Source organism: Georgenia sp. G2120 (assembly GCF_055326485.1).
In genome coordinates this window covers 175,917-190,220 of the sequence record NZ_JBUZNL010000005.1, presented here as the reverse complement: position 1 = coordinate 190,220, position 14,304 = coordinate 175,917, and the positions used below count along the sequence as shown (strand labels likewise).

Genomic DNA, 14,304 nt, shown 5'->3' with positions numbered 1-14,304 from the left:
GCTAGACCGGGGTACCGTCGCGGCGTGCACGTGGTGATCATGGGATGCGGCCGCGTCGGGGCCTCGCTCGCGGAGCGGCTCGACGCCACCGGGCACTCGGTCGCGATCGTCGACCAGGACCCTGACGCGTTCCGTCGGCTGTCCGAGGACTTCTCGGGCCGCCAGGTCAAGGGCGTGGGGTTCGACCGCGAGACCCTGCGGCAGGCGGGCATCGAGGACGCCTACGCGTTCGCCGCCGTCTCCTCCGGCGACAACTCGAACATCATCGCGGCGCGCGTGGCGCGGGAGACGTTCCGGGTCGAGCGGGTCGTCGCCCGCATCTATGACCCGGTGCGCGCGGAGGTCTACCAGCGGCTCGGCATCCCCACGGTGGCCACCGTGCGGTGGACCGCCGAGCAGGTGCTCGCGCACGTCCTGCCCGCGTCGAGCCCCGCCGAGCACGTCGACGCCTCCGGGCTCGTCTCGCTCGTACGGCTCGAGCCGCACGTGACCTGGGTGGGGCGCACCGTCGTCGACGTCCAGGAGGCGACCGGCGGGCGCGTCGCCTTCCTCACGCGCCGCGGCGAGGGCACGGTCCCACACTCGACCTCGGTCCTCCAGGAGGGGGACCTCGTCCACATGGCGGTGGCGACCGACCGGGTCGGTGCGGTCCGCCGCACGCTCGCGGACCGGCCGCGGGAGGCGCGATGAAGGTCCTCATCGCGGGAGCCGGCTCGGTCGGCCGGTCGATCGCGCTCGAGCTGCTGGGGCACGGCCACGAGGTCACGCTGGTGGACCACGAGCCCTCGGCCATGCGCGTCGCGTCGGTCGCCCGCGCAGAGTGGCTCCTCGCCGACGCCTGCTCGCCGAGCGCGCTGACCGACGCGGGGGCCGCGAGCAGCGACGTGGTCGTGGCCGCGACCGGGGACGACAAGGCCAACCTGGTCATCTCCCTGCTCGCGAAGTCGGAGTTCGCCGTGCCCCGTGTGGTGGCGCGGATCAACAACCCGAAGAACGAGTGGATGTTCACCGAGACCTGGGGCGTGGACGTGCCCGTGTCGACCCCGCGGATCATGACGAGCCTCGTCGAGGAGGCCGTCTCCGTCGGCGACCTCGTGCCGCTGTTCCGCTTCCACCGCTCCGGGGCGTCGATCCACGAGCTCACGCTCCCGGACGACTCCCCCGTGGTCGGGCGGCGCGTCGGCAGCGTCGACCTCGGGCCGCACGCCGTGCTCGCGGCCGTCATCCGGTCGGGGACGGCCTACGGTGCCGAGCCGGACCTCACGCTCGAGGCCGGCGACGAGCTGCTCCTCGTCCTGTCCGCGCAGGGCCAGGACGACCTCGGCGCGCTCCAGGACGCGCTCGCGCCGCACTGACCGCGCGCGGCTCCTCACCAGGAGGTCGCCCTCGCCGAGGGGCGCCCCGGGGACCGGGTCACCCCGGGGACCGACGACGCCGGACGGGGGCCGGTCAGCCGGCGGTCGCGGCCGGGCGTTCCCGCACGAGCGCCCACGTCAACCAGGCGGCGAGCGCGAACAGCGGGATCCCCATGACGAGCCGGGCCACGCCGAGGGCCGCGACCTCGCCGGAGAGGTAGAGCGGCACCTGCACGGCCAGCCGGGCGGCGAACACGCCGACCCACAGCCACGACGCGGCGACGTACCGGCGGCGCAGCGGCGCCAGCTCGGGATCGGTGCGCCACTGCATGCCGCGCCCCTTGAGCAGCTCGACGAGCACGCCGATGGGCGCCCACCGGACGAGGATCGCGATCAGCAGGCCGAGAGCGTAGGCGCCGTTGACGTACAGGCCCCAGGCGAAGAAGTCCTCGGCCTGCCCGGAGCGCCAGGCCCACACCACCCCGATGCCCACCCCGAGAAGGCCCGACAGCGCCTGGGTGAGCGGGGCGCGCTGGACGAGCCGGACCGCGCAGAGCAGGACGGCGACGGCGAGCGAGGCCACGAGCGGGATCGTCAGCTCGCGGGTGATGACGAAGGCGGTGACGAAGACGGCGCCGGGCGCGACCGCCTCGACGACGCCGCGGACGCCACCGATCGACTCCGCCAGGGAGAAGTCCTCGGCGACGACCTGGCCGAGGCCGGACCGGCGCCCGGCGGCGCCCGCGGCCCCGCCCAGCGGGTTCGCGCCGGGGCCGCCCGGGTCGTCGGAGCGGCCGTCGGTACCGGGGTCGATGACCTCGTCCGGCTCGAGCGCCGTGTCCGGCTCGACCGCCGGGCGCGTCGCGGGCTCGTCGTGGTGGGCGGGACCGCGATCGTCGGGCGCGCTCACCGGTGCCGCCCGGCGACCTGGTCGATCTCCTCGAGCTCGGCCAGCGAGGGCCGCAGCTCGTACGCGGGGTCCACCAGGGTGGGTCCGTCGTCGTCGAGGACGACCCCCTCGGCCACGAGGCGCCGTCCCGGGACGATGCCGGGGACCTCGCGCCGTCCGCGCAGGACGATCGCGAGCTCGCCGGTCCCGTCGTAGAGGTGGGCGCGCAGGTCCGGCGCGTCGTCGACGGGCGGGTACGTCACCGACCGCAGGATCCCGGCCACGCGCACCCGCTCCCGGGGCGCGACCGAGCCGATGGGACGGCAGCCCTCGACCCGGGAGGACTCGCGCTCGTCGAGGGCGTCGAGCTCCGCCACCGTCGAGAGCAGGCGACGCCGAACGGTCACCGGGTCTCCTGGATCTCGGGTCCGCGCTGCAGGTCCTTGAGCGTGAGCGTCCGGCGGGCGGGGGCACCGCCCGTGTCGACCTCGTCGGTGGTCTCCCCGGTCCCCGGCGCGGTCAGTGCCACGACCTCGCGCGGTGCCCGCGCCTCGGGACCGCGCACGACGACGACGTCCGCGAGGACGTCCCGCAGCGGCTCGGCCGCGGCCTCCTCCTTCGCCGCCAGGCCGGAGAACATGCCGCGCAGGAACCAGCGCGGACCGTCGATCCCGACGAAGCGCAGCACGTTCATCGCGCTCGTGCCATCGGACCGGGTGACCGGGAGGTGGACGACGAGCTCGTCGCCCCAGCGCCCGGTCGCCTCCTCGACCATCCCCTTCTGCTTCTCGACGGACGCGGCGAGCTCCGTGCGCACGTCGTCCCACAGGCCGGCCGAGCGGGGCGCGGCGAACAGCTGCAGCTGCAGGGCGGAGCCCTCGAGCGCCACCGACGTCCCGATGACGGTGCGCCGTTTCTTCTCGAGCTCGAGCCGCACCTTCATCCCCGACGCGCGCGGGATGCGCAGCGCGCCGAGGTCGAGCCGCCCGTCGAGGTCGGGCCGGTCGGCCACGTCGAAGGGCCCGGTGGCGCCGTCGTCGTGCTCGGTCGTCGAGGTGTCGTCCTGGTCCGGCTCCGGCGTCTGGTCCGCCTTGTGCCGGCCGCGTGAAAACAGTCCCATGCGTTCCTCTCCTGCCCGCCGTCGCCGCGGCCGCAGCGCGCCCGGCGGGCACCGCGTGCGAGCCTACCCGCGGCCCCCGGGCCTCGGTCACCGGGTCGGGGCCCGCTTCTCCCCGGGCGAAGCCGCCGTCCGCCCGCCGGCGGTGGCAGGCTGTGGCGGTGACCTCCTCCCCCGCCGCCTTCCGCGAACGACTCACGCCCGGCCCGATCCAGCTCGTCCTCGCCGCCGGGCTGGGCCTCTCGCTCGCGCTGGCCACGCTGCCGTTCGGCGCGGCGGTGGCCGTACCGGTCGGGGTGGTCTCGGCCGTCCTCGTCGCGGTCGCGCTCTGGCTGTCCGCACCCGTCGTCGAGGTCACGGCCGACGGGCCGGGGGCGCAGGGGGACGAGGGCGAGGAGGGGCCGTGCCTGCGGGCGGGCGGGGCCGTCATCGGTCTGCACCACCTGGGGGACGCGCACGTCCTCGACCCGGTGGGGATGCGGGCGATCCTCGGTCCGCGCGCCGATGCCCGGAGCTTCGTGGTCCACCGCTCCTGGGTGGGGCACGGGGTCGTGGTCGTCGTCGACGACGACCGGGACCCGACCCCGATGTGGGTGATCTCGACGCGGCGGCCGGACGAGCTGGCCGCCGCGCTGAGATCAGGTCAGGCGGCGCACTCGGTGCAGACGAGAGAGCCGTTCTCCTCGTAGGCCAGCTGGCTGCGGTGGTGGACGAGGAAGCAGCGCGAACAGGTGAACTCGTCGGCCTGGCGCGGGAGGACCCGCACGCTCAGCTCCTCGCCGGACAGGTCGGCGCCGGGGAGCTCGAAGCCCTCGGCCGCCTCGGTCTCGTCCTCGTCCACCGAGCTCGAGGACTGCTCGGCGCGGCGCGCCTTCAGCTCCTCGATCGAGTCCTCGCCCAGCTCCTCTTCGCTCTTGCGGGGTGCGTCGTAGTCAGTCGCCATGCTGGCGTCACGCTCCGGGTTCTACTCGTGGTTCATGGGGTGGGAAGCGCCCCTGGATCGCGTTCAACGCACGCCTGCGAAAATTGTTCCCGACCTTGGTCGGACGGATTGTGCACCACAAATCGTCCGGCGGCCACCCATATCCACGGTCCTGCACCTGTGCCGCGACAGACCGCGCCACCGGGGCGCGGACGGCCCGCGCCGACGGGGTCGCACGACGCTCGAACTGTGAGGCGATCCACTGCCGTACGGGGCACGGGCGTCGCCGTCGGGGCCGTGGCCTCCCGCTCCCCCGGACCTCGTCCACCTATCCTGAGTGCGCCCGGGACCACGGGCAGTCGCCGATGGAGGACCGCATGGTCGAGCTGACCGTCACCGGAACGTCCGAGTCCGGCGAGCACCTGCTCGTCGCCGGACCGGACGGCGCCGAGTACCACCTGCGGATCGACGAGGACCTGCGCGCCGCCCTGCGGAGGGCGGCGGCCAGCACCCGTCGGTCGACCGAGCCCACGCACCTCTCGCCCCGGGAGATCCAGGCCCTGCTGCGCTCCGGGTACGACGTCGACGAGATCGCGGACGAGCACGGCCTCCCGCGTGAGCGGGTCGCCCCGTTCGAGCCGCCGGTCACCGCCGAGCGGAACTTCGTGGTCGAGCAGGCCCGTCGGCAGCGCGTGGGGCACGACTCCGACTCCCCCACCCTCGGCGACCTCGTGGTGGACCGCCTCGCGGCCCGGGGCGTCGAGGTCGAGGACCTCGCGTGGGACGCCCGACGGCGCGCCGGCGAGTCCTGGCAGGTCGGCGTCACGTTCGTCGCCGCCCGCAAGGAGCGCAGCGCGGTGTGGACGGTCGACCTGCAGTCGCGCACGCTCGTCGCGGTCGACGACGAGGCCCGGTGGCTCTCGGAGACCGAGGTCGGTTCCACGCGGCGCCCGGGTCGTGCCGACGGCCCGCTGGGTGCCACCCGGCCGCGCGGCGGTGCCGAGCCGCCGTGGGCGCGCGACGAGACCTCCCGCGCCCGGTCCGGCACCGACGGCGAGACCGCCGTCGAGGTCGGAGCACCGCGGGGAGCGGACGACGCCGAGGACGAGGTGACGTCCCCGGCCGACCTGCCCGAGTCGGACACGACCCAGGCGCTCCTCGACGACCTCGCCGCGCACCGGGGCACGCGGCTCGATCTCGACGACCTCCAGGACGAGCTCGACCTCGACTCCCTCGACGACGACACGGCGCCAGACACGACCCCGGTCGACGACGTGCCTGCGGCACACCCGCCCGCGTCCCGTCCCGACCAGGCGCGCGACGCCCAGGTCCTCTCGCTCGACGCCCACCGGCGCTCGCGCCCGCTCCCGGGTACCGGGCCGGACCCGGACGCGCCGGCGCTCGACCCCCGCGGGACGCACCCCTCGGGGCGCGGCCGGACGGCGCCGACCGGCACGGGCTCCACTGATTCCCGGCCGCAGGGTGCCGGTGAGCCCGGGGCTGGGCCGACCGCCGCCGGGGCCGCCGGTTCGGGTTCCGGTCCCGAGGCAGGATCCGGCTCCGGACCGGACCCCGACGCCGAGTCTGCGGGGGCCGGTTCGACGGGGACGACGACCTCGGCGTCGGAGTCTGCGTCGGACGACGAGACTGCCGCGACGGGATCGTCCGCCGGCCCCGCGACCGGGTCCGGTACGACCACCGTCGACGACGCCGCCACGCCCTCCGGCGACGCGGGCGGCACTGCCGACTCGCCCGGCACCGGCACCGGCGCGAAGCCGACCGACGCGCCCGAGCGGTCCGACGCCGATCCGGACGAGGCCGACTCCCCCGCGCCCGCTCCGCGCCCTGCCCGCTCGTCGGGCCGCAAGCAGCGCCGCTCGGTCCCGTCGTGGGACGAGATCGTCTTCGGGTCCCGCTCCGACTCGGACTGACCCGGGAGGCGCGGCAGGCAACTCTCGCTGCTCGCCTGGTCCGGCGATCGGTCGCCGGCGCCGGGGGGTGTCAGTTGCCCGCGAGGTCGAGGGTCGGCGGGCTCAGCTCTCCGGCGCCCGCGCGCGCGGCGGTGAGCCCGCGCATGTGGTGGCGCCGGCACAGCACCTCGTACGCGACGTCGGCCCTGACGCCTCCGTCGGCCGTGTCCCCGACGACCACCTGCTCACCCTCGGTCACCATGACCCCGCCGACGGTCCGGGCGTTGTGGGTGGCGCGCGCCCCGCACCAGCACAGGGCCTCGACCTGAAGCCGCTCGACCCGGTCGGCGAGCTCGACGAGGCGCGCCGCACCGGGGAACAGCCGGGTCCGGAAGTCGGTGGTGATGCCGAAGGCGAAGACGTCGACGTCCATCTCGTCCGCCACCCGGGCCAGCTGCTCGACCTGCTCGGGGCTGTAGAACTGGGCCTCGTCGCACACGAGGTAGTCCACGCGCCCGCCGGCCGTCCGGCGGCGCACGACCTCGGCCCAGAAGTCGGTGGAATCGGAGACCTCGACGGCGTCGGCGCGTAGGCCGAGCCGGGACGACAGGACCCCCGTACCCGCACGGTCGCTCCGGCTGAAGCGCAGGCCGTCGCGCCCCCGGGCCGCGTGGTTGTGGTCGACCTGCAGCGCGAGCGTGGACTTCCCCGAGTCCATCGTCCCGGAGAAGAAGACGAGCTGACCCATCAGCCGGCCGCCACGAGGAGGGGGACCTCCTGCTCGGCCGGCGTCGACGAGCCGTGGACGCCGACCAGCCTGGTCGAGCCGATCGCCTCCGAGCCCTCCTCGAGCACGACCGTCGTACCGCCGAGGAACGCGACGACCTGGCCGACGGCGGCCGCGCGGTCGTCGGGCACCTCGGCGCCGAGGGCCCCTGACGACACGAGCTCCTCGCGGGTCACCACGGCGGACTCCGGGCCGAGGACCTCGCGCCAGCGCGCGGCGACCCGTGCCGGCTCGGCGTCGTCGTCGAGGAAGAGGTGGCACGCACGAGGCTCGCCGGCGACGAGGGCGACCCCCTCGCGCAGCTCCGGGTGCGACGCGAGGTCGATCCGCTCGGCGACGTCGACCATGCCGTGGTCGGCCGTGACGAGCACCAGGGTGTCGCGGGGCACCTCCCGGGCGAGCCGGCGCAGCTCGGCGTCGGCGGCCATCAGCTCCTCGCCCCACTCCCACGAGCCCCAGCCGTGGACGTGCCCCACGTGGTCGACGTCGCCCCAGTAGAGGTAGGCGAGGCGTGCATCCGCCCTGAGGGCGCCGACCGCGGCGTCGACCCGCGCGGCCAGCGACTCACCGGTCAGGCCCCGGCCGCCGCGCAGGGCCGAGCGGGTGAGGCCGGAGCCCACGAACCGCGCCGGCCCGATCGTCACGGCGCCGCGCGGCTCGCCGGTCGCCTCCGCGGCCTGCTCGAACAGCGTGGGGACACGCTGCCAGCGTTCGGCAGTCATCGGCGCCTCGGCCCAGGTCACGAGGTTGACGAGGTCACCGGTCGGCGGGTGCCGGACGGTGTAGCCGAGCATCCCGGTCGCGCCGGGCAGCTCGCCGGTGCCGAAGGTCGTCAGCGCCGAGGCCGTGGTCGAGGGCAGGCACGTGTCGAGCGCGATCGCGTCCGGCAGCAGCGAGCGGAGGAACGGGGCGTGCCCGCCTCGCTCGGTGAGCTGGGCGAGTCCGAGCCCGTCGACGAGAACCACGCAGACCCGGCGCGCGTCCGGCAGGCCGAGGCCGCCGCGGTCCTCGGCCGAGGTCCGTCCGGCGGACCGGGTGGGTACGCCCACGGCGTCGAACGCCGCCGGCAGGACGGCACGCAGGTGCCGTGAGAGGTCAGGTGCTCCCGGGGTGCGGGCCCGCATCTCCTCGCGCCTCAGGTGGTGGAGGCGGTCGCGCGCGAGAGGTCGCGGGCGAACCCGAGCGCGCGGTCGAGGGCGTCCTGTCCGTCGGCCTGGGCCGCCACGCGGATGACGACGTCCTCCGGGGAGAGCGTCCCGGTCATCCCGTGGTCGGCCTCGCAGTCCGGGTCGCCGCAGGTCTGCCGCTCGAGGTCGACCCGGTGGATCGCGCCCCAGCCCACCGAGAGCGTGAGCTCGGAGGTGCTGCCGGTCCCCGCCGGGTCCAGGACGCCGTGCGTGAGCGCCACGGTGCGGATCTCGTGCAGGGCGACCGTCTCCGAGGTGGCCAGCGCGCCCGGGCCCGCCTCCTCGTCGGCGACGTCGTCGACGTGCACGACGACGAACCGGCTCGGGGTCAGCGCGAGGACGGTGAGGTGGCGCCGCAGCTCGTGGTCGAAGGTGGTCTCCGGGTGCACGAGGTGGGCGGTCACGGCCTCGCCCGCCAGCGCGACGTCGAGCACGTCCGCGACGAGCTGGGGGTAGAAGCCCGCGTCGTCGAGGTCTTGGCGCAGAGAGCTGGTCCGAGGCACCGTCTCATCCTGCCACTCCCGTCCACCTGCCCGGAGCGCGGGGGCGAGTCCGCCGTCACGGAGCGCCCGCGGCGCCCTCCGCGCCGGGCCGCGGGAGCGTGCGCCGACCGGCGTCGAGCCGGCTCGGCGCCCGCAGCGTCACGCGTGCGCCCGCCACGGCGAGGCCCTCGCGCGCGACGATGACGGGGTTGAGCTCGAGCGCGGCGATCTGCGGCAGGTCGTCGACGAGCGCCGCCACGCGGGCCAGCAGGTCGGCCAGCGCCGCGGTGTCGACCGGGGTGAGTCCCCGGTCGCCGGTCAGGCGCGCGGCGGCCCGCAGGTCGGTGATCATCGTCGCGACGTCACGGGCGGTCACGGGCGCGACCCGGTAGGTGCGGTCGCCGAGGATCTCCGAGGCGTCGCCGCCGACCCCGAGGGAGACGACCGGCCCGTAGACCGGGTCCTCCCCGCCGTGCACGACCACGGCGACGCCGGGCTCGGCCATCGCCTGGACCTCGAGGGCGCACTGGCGGCCGAGCACCTCGCGGGAGCGCTCCCGGACCTGGTGGACGGCCGCCGCCACGTCGTCGTCGTCCCTCAGGTCGAGCCGGACGCCCCCGAGGTCCGCGCGATGGCGCAGCACGTCGTCGGCCGCCTTGAGCGCGACGGGGTGGCCGACCTGCCGGGCGAGCGCGACCGCCGCCTCGGCGACGTCGTCGTCGGAGCTCTCGACGGGGACGTCGACGGCCCGTGGGAGGAGGACCTCGATGCCGTAGGTGCCAAGGAGGTCCGCCGCGCGCGCCGGGTCGAGGTCGACGCTGTCCCCGCTCGTCGCCGTGGGCGCCACGTCGGCGAGGGTGGCGCGTGCCGCGAGCGGGTCGGTGCCGTCGGGCTCGAGCAGCGCGCCGACGTCGTCGTCCCGGCGCGCGGCGGCCGCGGCACGCAGGGCGACGGACCGCGCCGCGACGTCGAGCGAGCCCACCGCGGGCAGCACGTGCTCGCCCCGGCGCAGCCGGTCGTCGAGGCCGTGCACGCCCGACACCCACGCGACCCAGGGCCGGTCCGCGTCGGCGGCGGCGGCCGCGGCGACCGCCTCGACCAGCTCGTCGTCCACCCCGCCGAGCACGTCCGCGGCGGCGACGACCACGGCGTCCACGTCCTCGTCGAGCACGACGCCCTGGAGCCGTTCGCGGGCGTCGACCGGGCCCGAGTCGAGCACGACGACGGGACCGACCGGGGTCAGACCGCTCGCGCGGGCGGTCGCCGAGAGGGTCGCGGCGAGGGAGTGGGAGGTCGCGACGAGCGCGACCCGCACCCCGTCCGGGGTCGGCTGCGTGAGCGCGACGGCCGACAGGTCGAGCGCCTCCGCGACCGACCGCGCCGGCAGGGCGCCGGCCTGCGCGAGCACCGAGTCGATGACGCTGGGCGGCAGGGGCGAGGTGGCGACGGCGTGGCCAGGCAGAGTGGCGACCGCGGTCGTCGCCGAGGTCAGGACCACGAGCGCGCGGTCGGCGGAGAGCCGCCGGGCGACCCGCGTGAACTTCCGCGCGTTGCCGAGCGTCTGCAGGTGGACGATGCCGACCCCGATGCGGTCGTCCGCGGACCAGCCCTGCATCGTGTCGTTGCCCGAGACGTCGATCCGGTTCCCGGCGGCGACGACCGCGACCTCCGGCAGCCGCCGGTTCGCGGCGCCCCGGCGCAGCGCGAGGGCGGCCTCCCGGGTCTGGGCGAACACGCCCACCCCGCGGCCACCGACCTCGCGCACGAGCGCACCGCCGTCGAGCCCGAGCGCCGGGTCGGCGAGCGTGAGGTCGTAGGACCCGGCCGAGCCGTGGCCGAGCACGCCGTACGAGGCGGGGCCGAGGACGCGCAGCCCGGCGAGACGGGTGGCGCGGAGCAGGTCGAGCTGCAGCTCGCGGCCCGGCCCGATCGCAAAACCACCGGTGAGGACGACGAGCGAGCGGACGCCGAGGGAGCGCAGCCGGGGGACGACTCCGACGACCCGGGCCGGCTCGCCGGCGACGACGGCGAGGTCGAGGTCGGCGCCCTCGACCAGCTCGGGGACCGCCTGCTCCATCGCGGTGACGTCGGCGACGTGCGGAACCCCAGCAGGGTCGAGGTCGCCGACCGCCACGAGCGGGATCGTGCCGCCCTCCCCCGCGGCGGCGCGGGCCCGGGCGAGCACGCGGGACGCCATCGCCCGCCCCGACTCGTCGAGCGCCACGACGACCGCGCCGCGGGCCGCGGTGAGCGTGTGCATCGAGAGCGACTCGGCGCGCCGCTCCCGCTCGGCGAGCACCTCCCAGGACCGTCCCGTGCTCCGCAGCGGGATCTCGATGGCGACGACCCCGTCGTCGTACCGGGACCGGACCTCGTACCCGGCGTCGGAGAAGACCCGGATCATCTGCGTGTTGTCCGGGAGGACGTCGGCGACGAACGTGTGGACGCCGCGCTCCCGGGCCGCCGCCACCACGTGCTCGAGGAGGATCGACCCGAGCCCGCGGCCCTGCTCGGAATCCGCGACCGCGAACGCGACCTCGGCCGTCCCGTCCTCGACGACGTCGTACCGACCCACCCCGCGGATCGACGGCCCCTCGGTCAGCACGAGGGCGACCCGGCGGTCGTGGTCGACGTTCGTGAACCGGTGGACGTCCGACGGCGAGAGCCGCGGCATCGGGGCGAAGAACCGCAGGTACTGGGACCGCTCGGACTGGGCGGCGTGGAAGTCGGCGAGGGCCTCGGCGTCGTCGGGCGAGATCGGACGGATGTGCATGGTCGCCCCGTCGCGCAGGACGACATCGGCCTCCCACTGCGCCGGCGCCCCGGCCTGGGCCAGCCCGTCCCTCGAGGACGCGTCGCCCCTCGGGCCGGCATCGTCCCGCGAGGTCGCGTCGTCCTCGGCGGCCGCAGGCGTTCCCATGGACCCAATCTAGTCCGGGACGTGACGCGGCCCACGCCCGGGGCCGCGGCGGCACGGGAGTGGCGGCGTGCCGCGCCCGCCCGGCGGCCCCGGGCGGTGCGACGATCGTCGGCATGCCGAAAGCACCGCCGCCCGTCGTCGAGGAGAACATCGTCGACATCGACGTCGCCGCCGAGATGGAGGGCTCGTTCCTCGAGTACGCCTACTCGGTGATCTACGCGCGCGCCCTTCCGGACGCGCGGGACGGCCTCAAGCCCGTGCAGCGGCGGATCCTGTTCCAGATGAACGAGATGGGACTGCGCCCCGACAAGGCCCACGTCAAGTCCTCCCGCGTGGTCGGCGACGTCATGGGCAAGCTCCACCCGCACGGCGACACCGCCATCTACGACGCGATGGTCCGGCTCGCCCAGGACTTCGCCATGCGGCTGCCCGTGGTCGACGGGCACGGGAACTTCGGCTCGCTCGACGACGGGCCCGCGGCGCCCCGGTACACCGAGGTGCGCCAGGCGAAGGCTGCGCTCGCGATGGTCGCCGACCTCGGCGAGGACGTCGTCGACATGGTCCCGAACTACGACGGGTCGACGACGCAGCCCGAGGTGCTGCCCTCCGCGCTCCCCAACCTGCTGGTCAACGGGGCCTCGGGCATCGCGGTCGGGATGGCCACCAACATGGCACCGCACAACCTCGTGGAGGTCGTCGCCGCCGCCCGGCACCTCGTCGCCCACCCGGACGCGAGCCTCGAGGCGCTCCAGCGGTTCGTCCCCGGGCCCGACCTGCCCGGCGGCGGGCGGATCGTCGGGCTCGACGGCGTGCGCGAGGCCCAGGCCGGAGGGCGCGGCGCGTTCCGCACCCGGGCCACCGTGCGGGTCGAGCAGGTCACGGCCCGCAAGAAGGGCATCGTCGTCACCGAGCTGCCCTACATGGTCGGCACCGAACGGGTGATCGGGAAGATCAAGGAGGGCGTCGACGCCCGCCGGATCGACGGCATCTCCAACGTCGTCGACCTCACCGACCGGCACCAGGGCCTGCGGCTCGTCATCGAGCTGAAGACCGGCTACAACCCGGATGCCGTGCTCGAGCAGCTCTACCGCTACACCCCGCTCGAGGAGTCGTTCAGCATCAACAACGTCGCCCTCGTCGACGGGCAGCCCCGCACGCTCGGGCTCAAGGAGATGCTCGAGGTCTACGTCGACCACCGGCTCACCGTCACCCGGCGCCGCTCCGAGCACCGACTGCGCAGGGCGCGCGAGCGCGCGCACCTGCTCGAGGGCCTGCTCACCGCGGTCCTCAACATCGACGAGGTCGTCCAGCTCATCCGGTCCGCCGAGAGCGCCGAGGCCGCCCGCACCCAGCTGATGACGGTCTTCGACCTCAGCGCCGAGCAGGCCACCTACATCCTCGACCTCCAGCTGCGCCGACTCACCCGCTACTCCGTCCTCGAGATCGAGGGCGAGCACGAGGAGCTGCTGCGCCGCGCCGCCGAGCTCGAGGAGATCCTCGGGTCCGACCAGGCGCTCCGTTCCCTCGTCTCGTCCGAGCTCGCGGAGGTGGCCCAGGCCCACGGCACCCCGAGGCGGACCGTGCTGCTCGAGTCCGCGGGCGGGGCCCCGAGGTCCGGCGCCGAGGCGGAGGCGGCGCCTGCGCGCGGACGCAAGGGCGCACCGGCCGCGCCGCTCGTCGAGCCCGACGACCCGTGCTGGGTCCTGCTCGGCGGCACCGGCCGGATCGCCCGCACGCCCGGCGAGGAGGCACCGCCGCGGACCGGCGGCCGCGTGGCCCACGACGCCGTCACCCACGCCGTCGCGACGACCGCCCGCGCCGACGTCGGCCTCGTCACCTCGGCCGGCCGGGTCGTCCGCCTCGAGGCGCTCCACGCCCCGGCGCTGCCCGGCACCTCGACGGCCCCCGGGCTCTCCGGCGGCACCGCCGTCGAGGAGCTCGTGGCGCTCGAGCGGGAGGAGTCCGTCGTCGGGCTCGTCGCCCTCGGGGACGACGCGGCGCCGGTCGCGCTCGCGACCGCGAACGGCGTGGTCAAGCGGGTCTCCCCCGCCGACCGTCCCGGCAACCGCGAGTCGTGGGACGTCATCACCCTCGCCGACGGCGACACCCTCGTCTCCGCCCGGCACGCCGGCGACGACGACCAGCTCGTGCTCGTCTCGTCCGACGCCCAGCTGCTCCGCTTCGACGCCTCGCTCGTCCGGCCCACCGGCCGCGCAGGCAAGGGCGTGGCCGGGATCAAGCTCACCGGCGGCGCCCGGCTCGTCCACATGGGCGTGGCCCCGAGCGCGGACCTCGGCTCGTACGGGGTCGTGACGATCGCGGGCCCGGCGAACGCGCTGCCGGGCACCACGCCCGGCAGCGCCAAGGTCACCCCGCTCGACCGCTACCCCGCCAAGGGGCGCGCCACCGGGGGTGTGCGCGCGCAGCGGTTCCTCCGCGGTGAGGACGAGCTCCAGCTCGCCTGGGTCGGCCCGACCCCGGTCCGCGCGGTGGGCGCCGGCGGCCAGGCCGTCGAGCTGCCCGAGGTCGACGAGCGGCGCGACGGCTCCGGCAAGGCGCTGCCCGTCCCGGTCGCGGCGATCGGCTGACGCCGACGGGGCAGAGCTCCCGCACCGCACCGACGTCTCGCCGCTCCTGGCCCGCGTCCCCGTTCCCGATCAGGGAGCGGGGCCGCCTCGCGTCGTCCGCACCCGTGCTCCGTGCGCTCGTTCGGCCGGCAGGACCGCGCTCACTCG

At 75.8% G+C, this 14,304-nt stretch carries 13 protein-coding genes; 5 read left to right on the top strand and 8 right to left on the bottom strand.

Annotated elements, in window-relative coordinates; genetic code table 11:
- Nucleotides 1-24 precede the first annotated feature (24 nt).
- Together ACZLMO_RS08065 and ACZLMO_RS08060 are read left to right on the top strand one after the other, a co-directional pair.
- On the top strand, nt 25-690 hold the full coding sequence (locus tag ACZLMO_RS08065) for a potassium channel family protein (RefSeq protein ID WP_425713364.1): 666 nt from the start codon (nt 25-27) through the stop codon (nt 688-690).
- A complete protein-coding gene (locus tag ACZLMO_RS08060) occupies nt 687-1,355 on the top strand; it encodes a potassium channel family protein (protein WP_463653424.1) in 669 nt (222 codons plus the stop codon). Before ACZLMO_RS08065 ends, ACZLMO_RS08060 begins: the two co-directional genes overlap by 4 nt.
- A gap of 94 nt (nt 1,356-1,449) precedes the next feature.
- Here ACZLMO_RS08060 and ACZLMO_RS08055 read toward each other — a convergent pair whose 3' ends face one another.
- Genes ACZLMO_RS08055 through ACZLMO_RS08045 form a run of 3 tightly spaced genes read right to left on the bottom strand, consistent with a single transcriptional unit; the run spans nt 1,450 to nt 3,364 of the window.
- Nucleotides 1,450-2,265, bottom strand: coding sequence for a DUF3159 domain-containing protein (locus ACZLMO_RS08055; protein ID WP_463653423.1), 816 nt, complete (start codon nt 2,263-2,265; stop codon nt 1,450-1,452).
- Complete coding sequence (locus ACZLMO_RS08050; protein WP_425713361.1) at nt 2,262-2,651, bottom strand: OB-fold nucleic acid binding domain-containing protein; 390 nt, start codon at nt 2,649-2,651, stop codon at nt 2,262-2,264. The genes ACZLMO_RS08055 and ACZLMO_RS08050 overlap by 4 nt, the downstream gene beginning before the upstream one ends.
- Nucleotides 2,648-3,364, bottom strand: a complete 717-nt coding sequence (locus ACZLMO_RS08045; protein WP_425713360.1) for a DUF3710 domain-containing protein — start codon at nt 3,362-3,364, stop codon at nt 2,648-2,650. Before ACZLMO_RS08045 ends, ACZLMO_RS08050 begins: the two co-directional genes overlap by 4 nt.
- A gap of 158 nt (nt 3,365-3,522) precedes the next feature.
- Between ACZLMO_RS08045 and ACZLMO_RS08040 the strand changes: the two genes are divergently transcribed.
- A complete protein-coding gene (locus ACZLMO_RS08040; RefSeq protein WP_425713359.1) occupies nt 3,523-4,050 on the top strand; it encodes a DUF3093 domain-containing protein in 528 nt (175 codons plus the stop codon).
- Here the strand turns inward: ACZLMO_RS08040 and ACZLMO_RS08035 are convergent.
- A complete protein-coding gene (locus ACZLMO_RS08035; protein WP_425713358.1) occupies nt 4,005-4,304 on the bottom strand; it encodes a DUF4193 domain-containing protein in 300 nt (99 codons plus the stop codon). The genes ACZLMO_RS08040 and ACZLMO_RS08035 overlap by 46 nt on opposite strands.
- A gap of 356 nt (nt 4,305-4,660) precedes the next feature.
- Here ACZLMO_RS08035 and sepH point away from each other — a divergent pair, with 356 nt between their 5' ends.
- The gene (gene sepH, locus ACZLMO_RS08030) at nt 4,661-6,214 is read left to right on the top strand and encodes a septation protein SepH (RefSeq protein WP_463653422.1); all 1,554 of its coding nucleotides are present in this window, start codon (nt 4,661-4,663) and stop codon (nt 6,212-6,214) included.
- 70 nt (nt 6,215-6,284) lie between these two features.
- On the opposite strand, the gene ACZLMO_RS08025 is transcribed toward sepH, so the two are convergent.
- From ACZLMO_RS08025 to ACZLMO_RS08010, 4 genes are read right to left on the bottom strand one after another with little or no spacing between them, the layout of a single operon-like run.
- Nucleotides 6,285-6,941 carry a thymidine kinase gene (locus tag ACZLMO_RS08025; RefSeq protein ID WP_463653421.1) on the bottom strand — a complete coding sequence of 219 codons (657 nt, stop codon included), beginning with the start codon at nt 6,939-6,941 and terminating at the stop codon, nt 6,285-6,287.
- Nucleotides 6,941-8,104 (bottom strand): alkaline phosphatase family protein, encoded by a 1,164-nt coding sequence (locus tag ACZLMO_RS08020; protein WP_463653420.1) that lies wholly within the window; start codon nt 8,102-8,104, stop codon nt 6,941-6,943. Before ACZLMO_RS08020 ends, ACZLMO_RS08025 begins: the two co-directional genes overlap by 1 nt.
- An 11-nt stretch (nt 8,105-8,115) precedes the next feature.
- On the bottom strand, nt 8,116-8,670 hold the full coding sequence (locus tag ACZLMO_RS08015; protein WP_425713354.1) for a DUF5998 family protein: 555 nt from the start codon (nt 8,668-8,670) through the stop codon (nt 8,116-8,118).
- A 55-nt stretch (nt 8,671-8,725) separates the two neighbouring features.
- The gene (locus tag ACZLMO_RS08010) at nt 8,726-11,569 is read right to left on the bottom strand and encodes a GNAT family N-acetyltransferase (RefSeq protein ID WP_463653419.1); all 2,844 of its coding nucleotides are present in this window, start codon (nt 11,567-11,569) and stop codon (nt 8,726-8,728) included.
- A 113-nt stretch (nt 11,570-11,682) separates the two neighbouring features.
- Between ACZLMO_RS08010 and ACZLMO_RS08005 the strand changes: the two genes are divergently transcribed.
- A complete protein-coding gene (locus ACZLMO_RS08005) occupies nt 11,683-14,157 on the top strand; it encodes a DNA gyrase/topoisomerase IV subunit A (RefSeq protein ID WP_463653418.1) in 2,475 nt (824 codons plus the stop codon).
- Nucleotides 14,158-14,304 lie beyond the last annotated feature (147 nt).

Excerpts from the sequence above, each read along its gene's own strand:
- ACZLMO_RS08060 (WP_463653424.1), top strand. The coding sequence starts at position 687 with ATGAAGGTCCTCATCGCGGGAGCCGGCTCGGTCGGCCGGTCGATCGCG.
- ACZLMO_RS08045 (WP_425713360.1), bottom strand. The coding sequence starts at position 3,364 with ATGGGACTGTTTTCACGCGGCCGGCACAAGGCGGACCAGACGCCGGAG.
- ACZLMO_RS08035 (WP_425713358.1), bottom strand. The coding sequence starts at position 4,304 with ATGGCGACTGACTACGACGCACCCCGCAAGAGCGAAGAGGAGCTGGGC.
- sepH (WP_463653422.1), top strand. The coding sequence starts at position 4,661 with ATGGTCGAGCTGACCGTCACCGGAACGTCCGAGTCCGGCGAGCACCTG.
- ACZLMO_RS08025 (WP_463653421.1), bottom strand. The coding sequence starts at position 6,941 with ATGGGTCAGCTCGTCTTCTTCTCCGGGACGATGGACTCGGGGAAGTCC.
- ACZLMO_RS08020 (WP_463653420.1), bottom strand. The coding sequence starts at position 8,104 with ATGCGGGCCCGCACCCCGGGAGCACCTGACCTCTCACGGCACCTGCGT.
- ACZLMO_RS08010 (WP_463653419.1), bottom strand. The coding sequence starts at position 11,569 with ATGGGAACGCCTGCGGCCGCCGAGGACGACGCGACCTCGCGGGACGAT.
- ACZLMO_RS08005 (WP_463653418.1), top strand. The coding sequence starts at position 11,683 with ATGCCGAAAGCACCGCCGCCCGTCGTCGAGGAGAACATCGTCGACATC.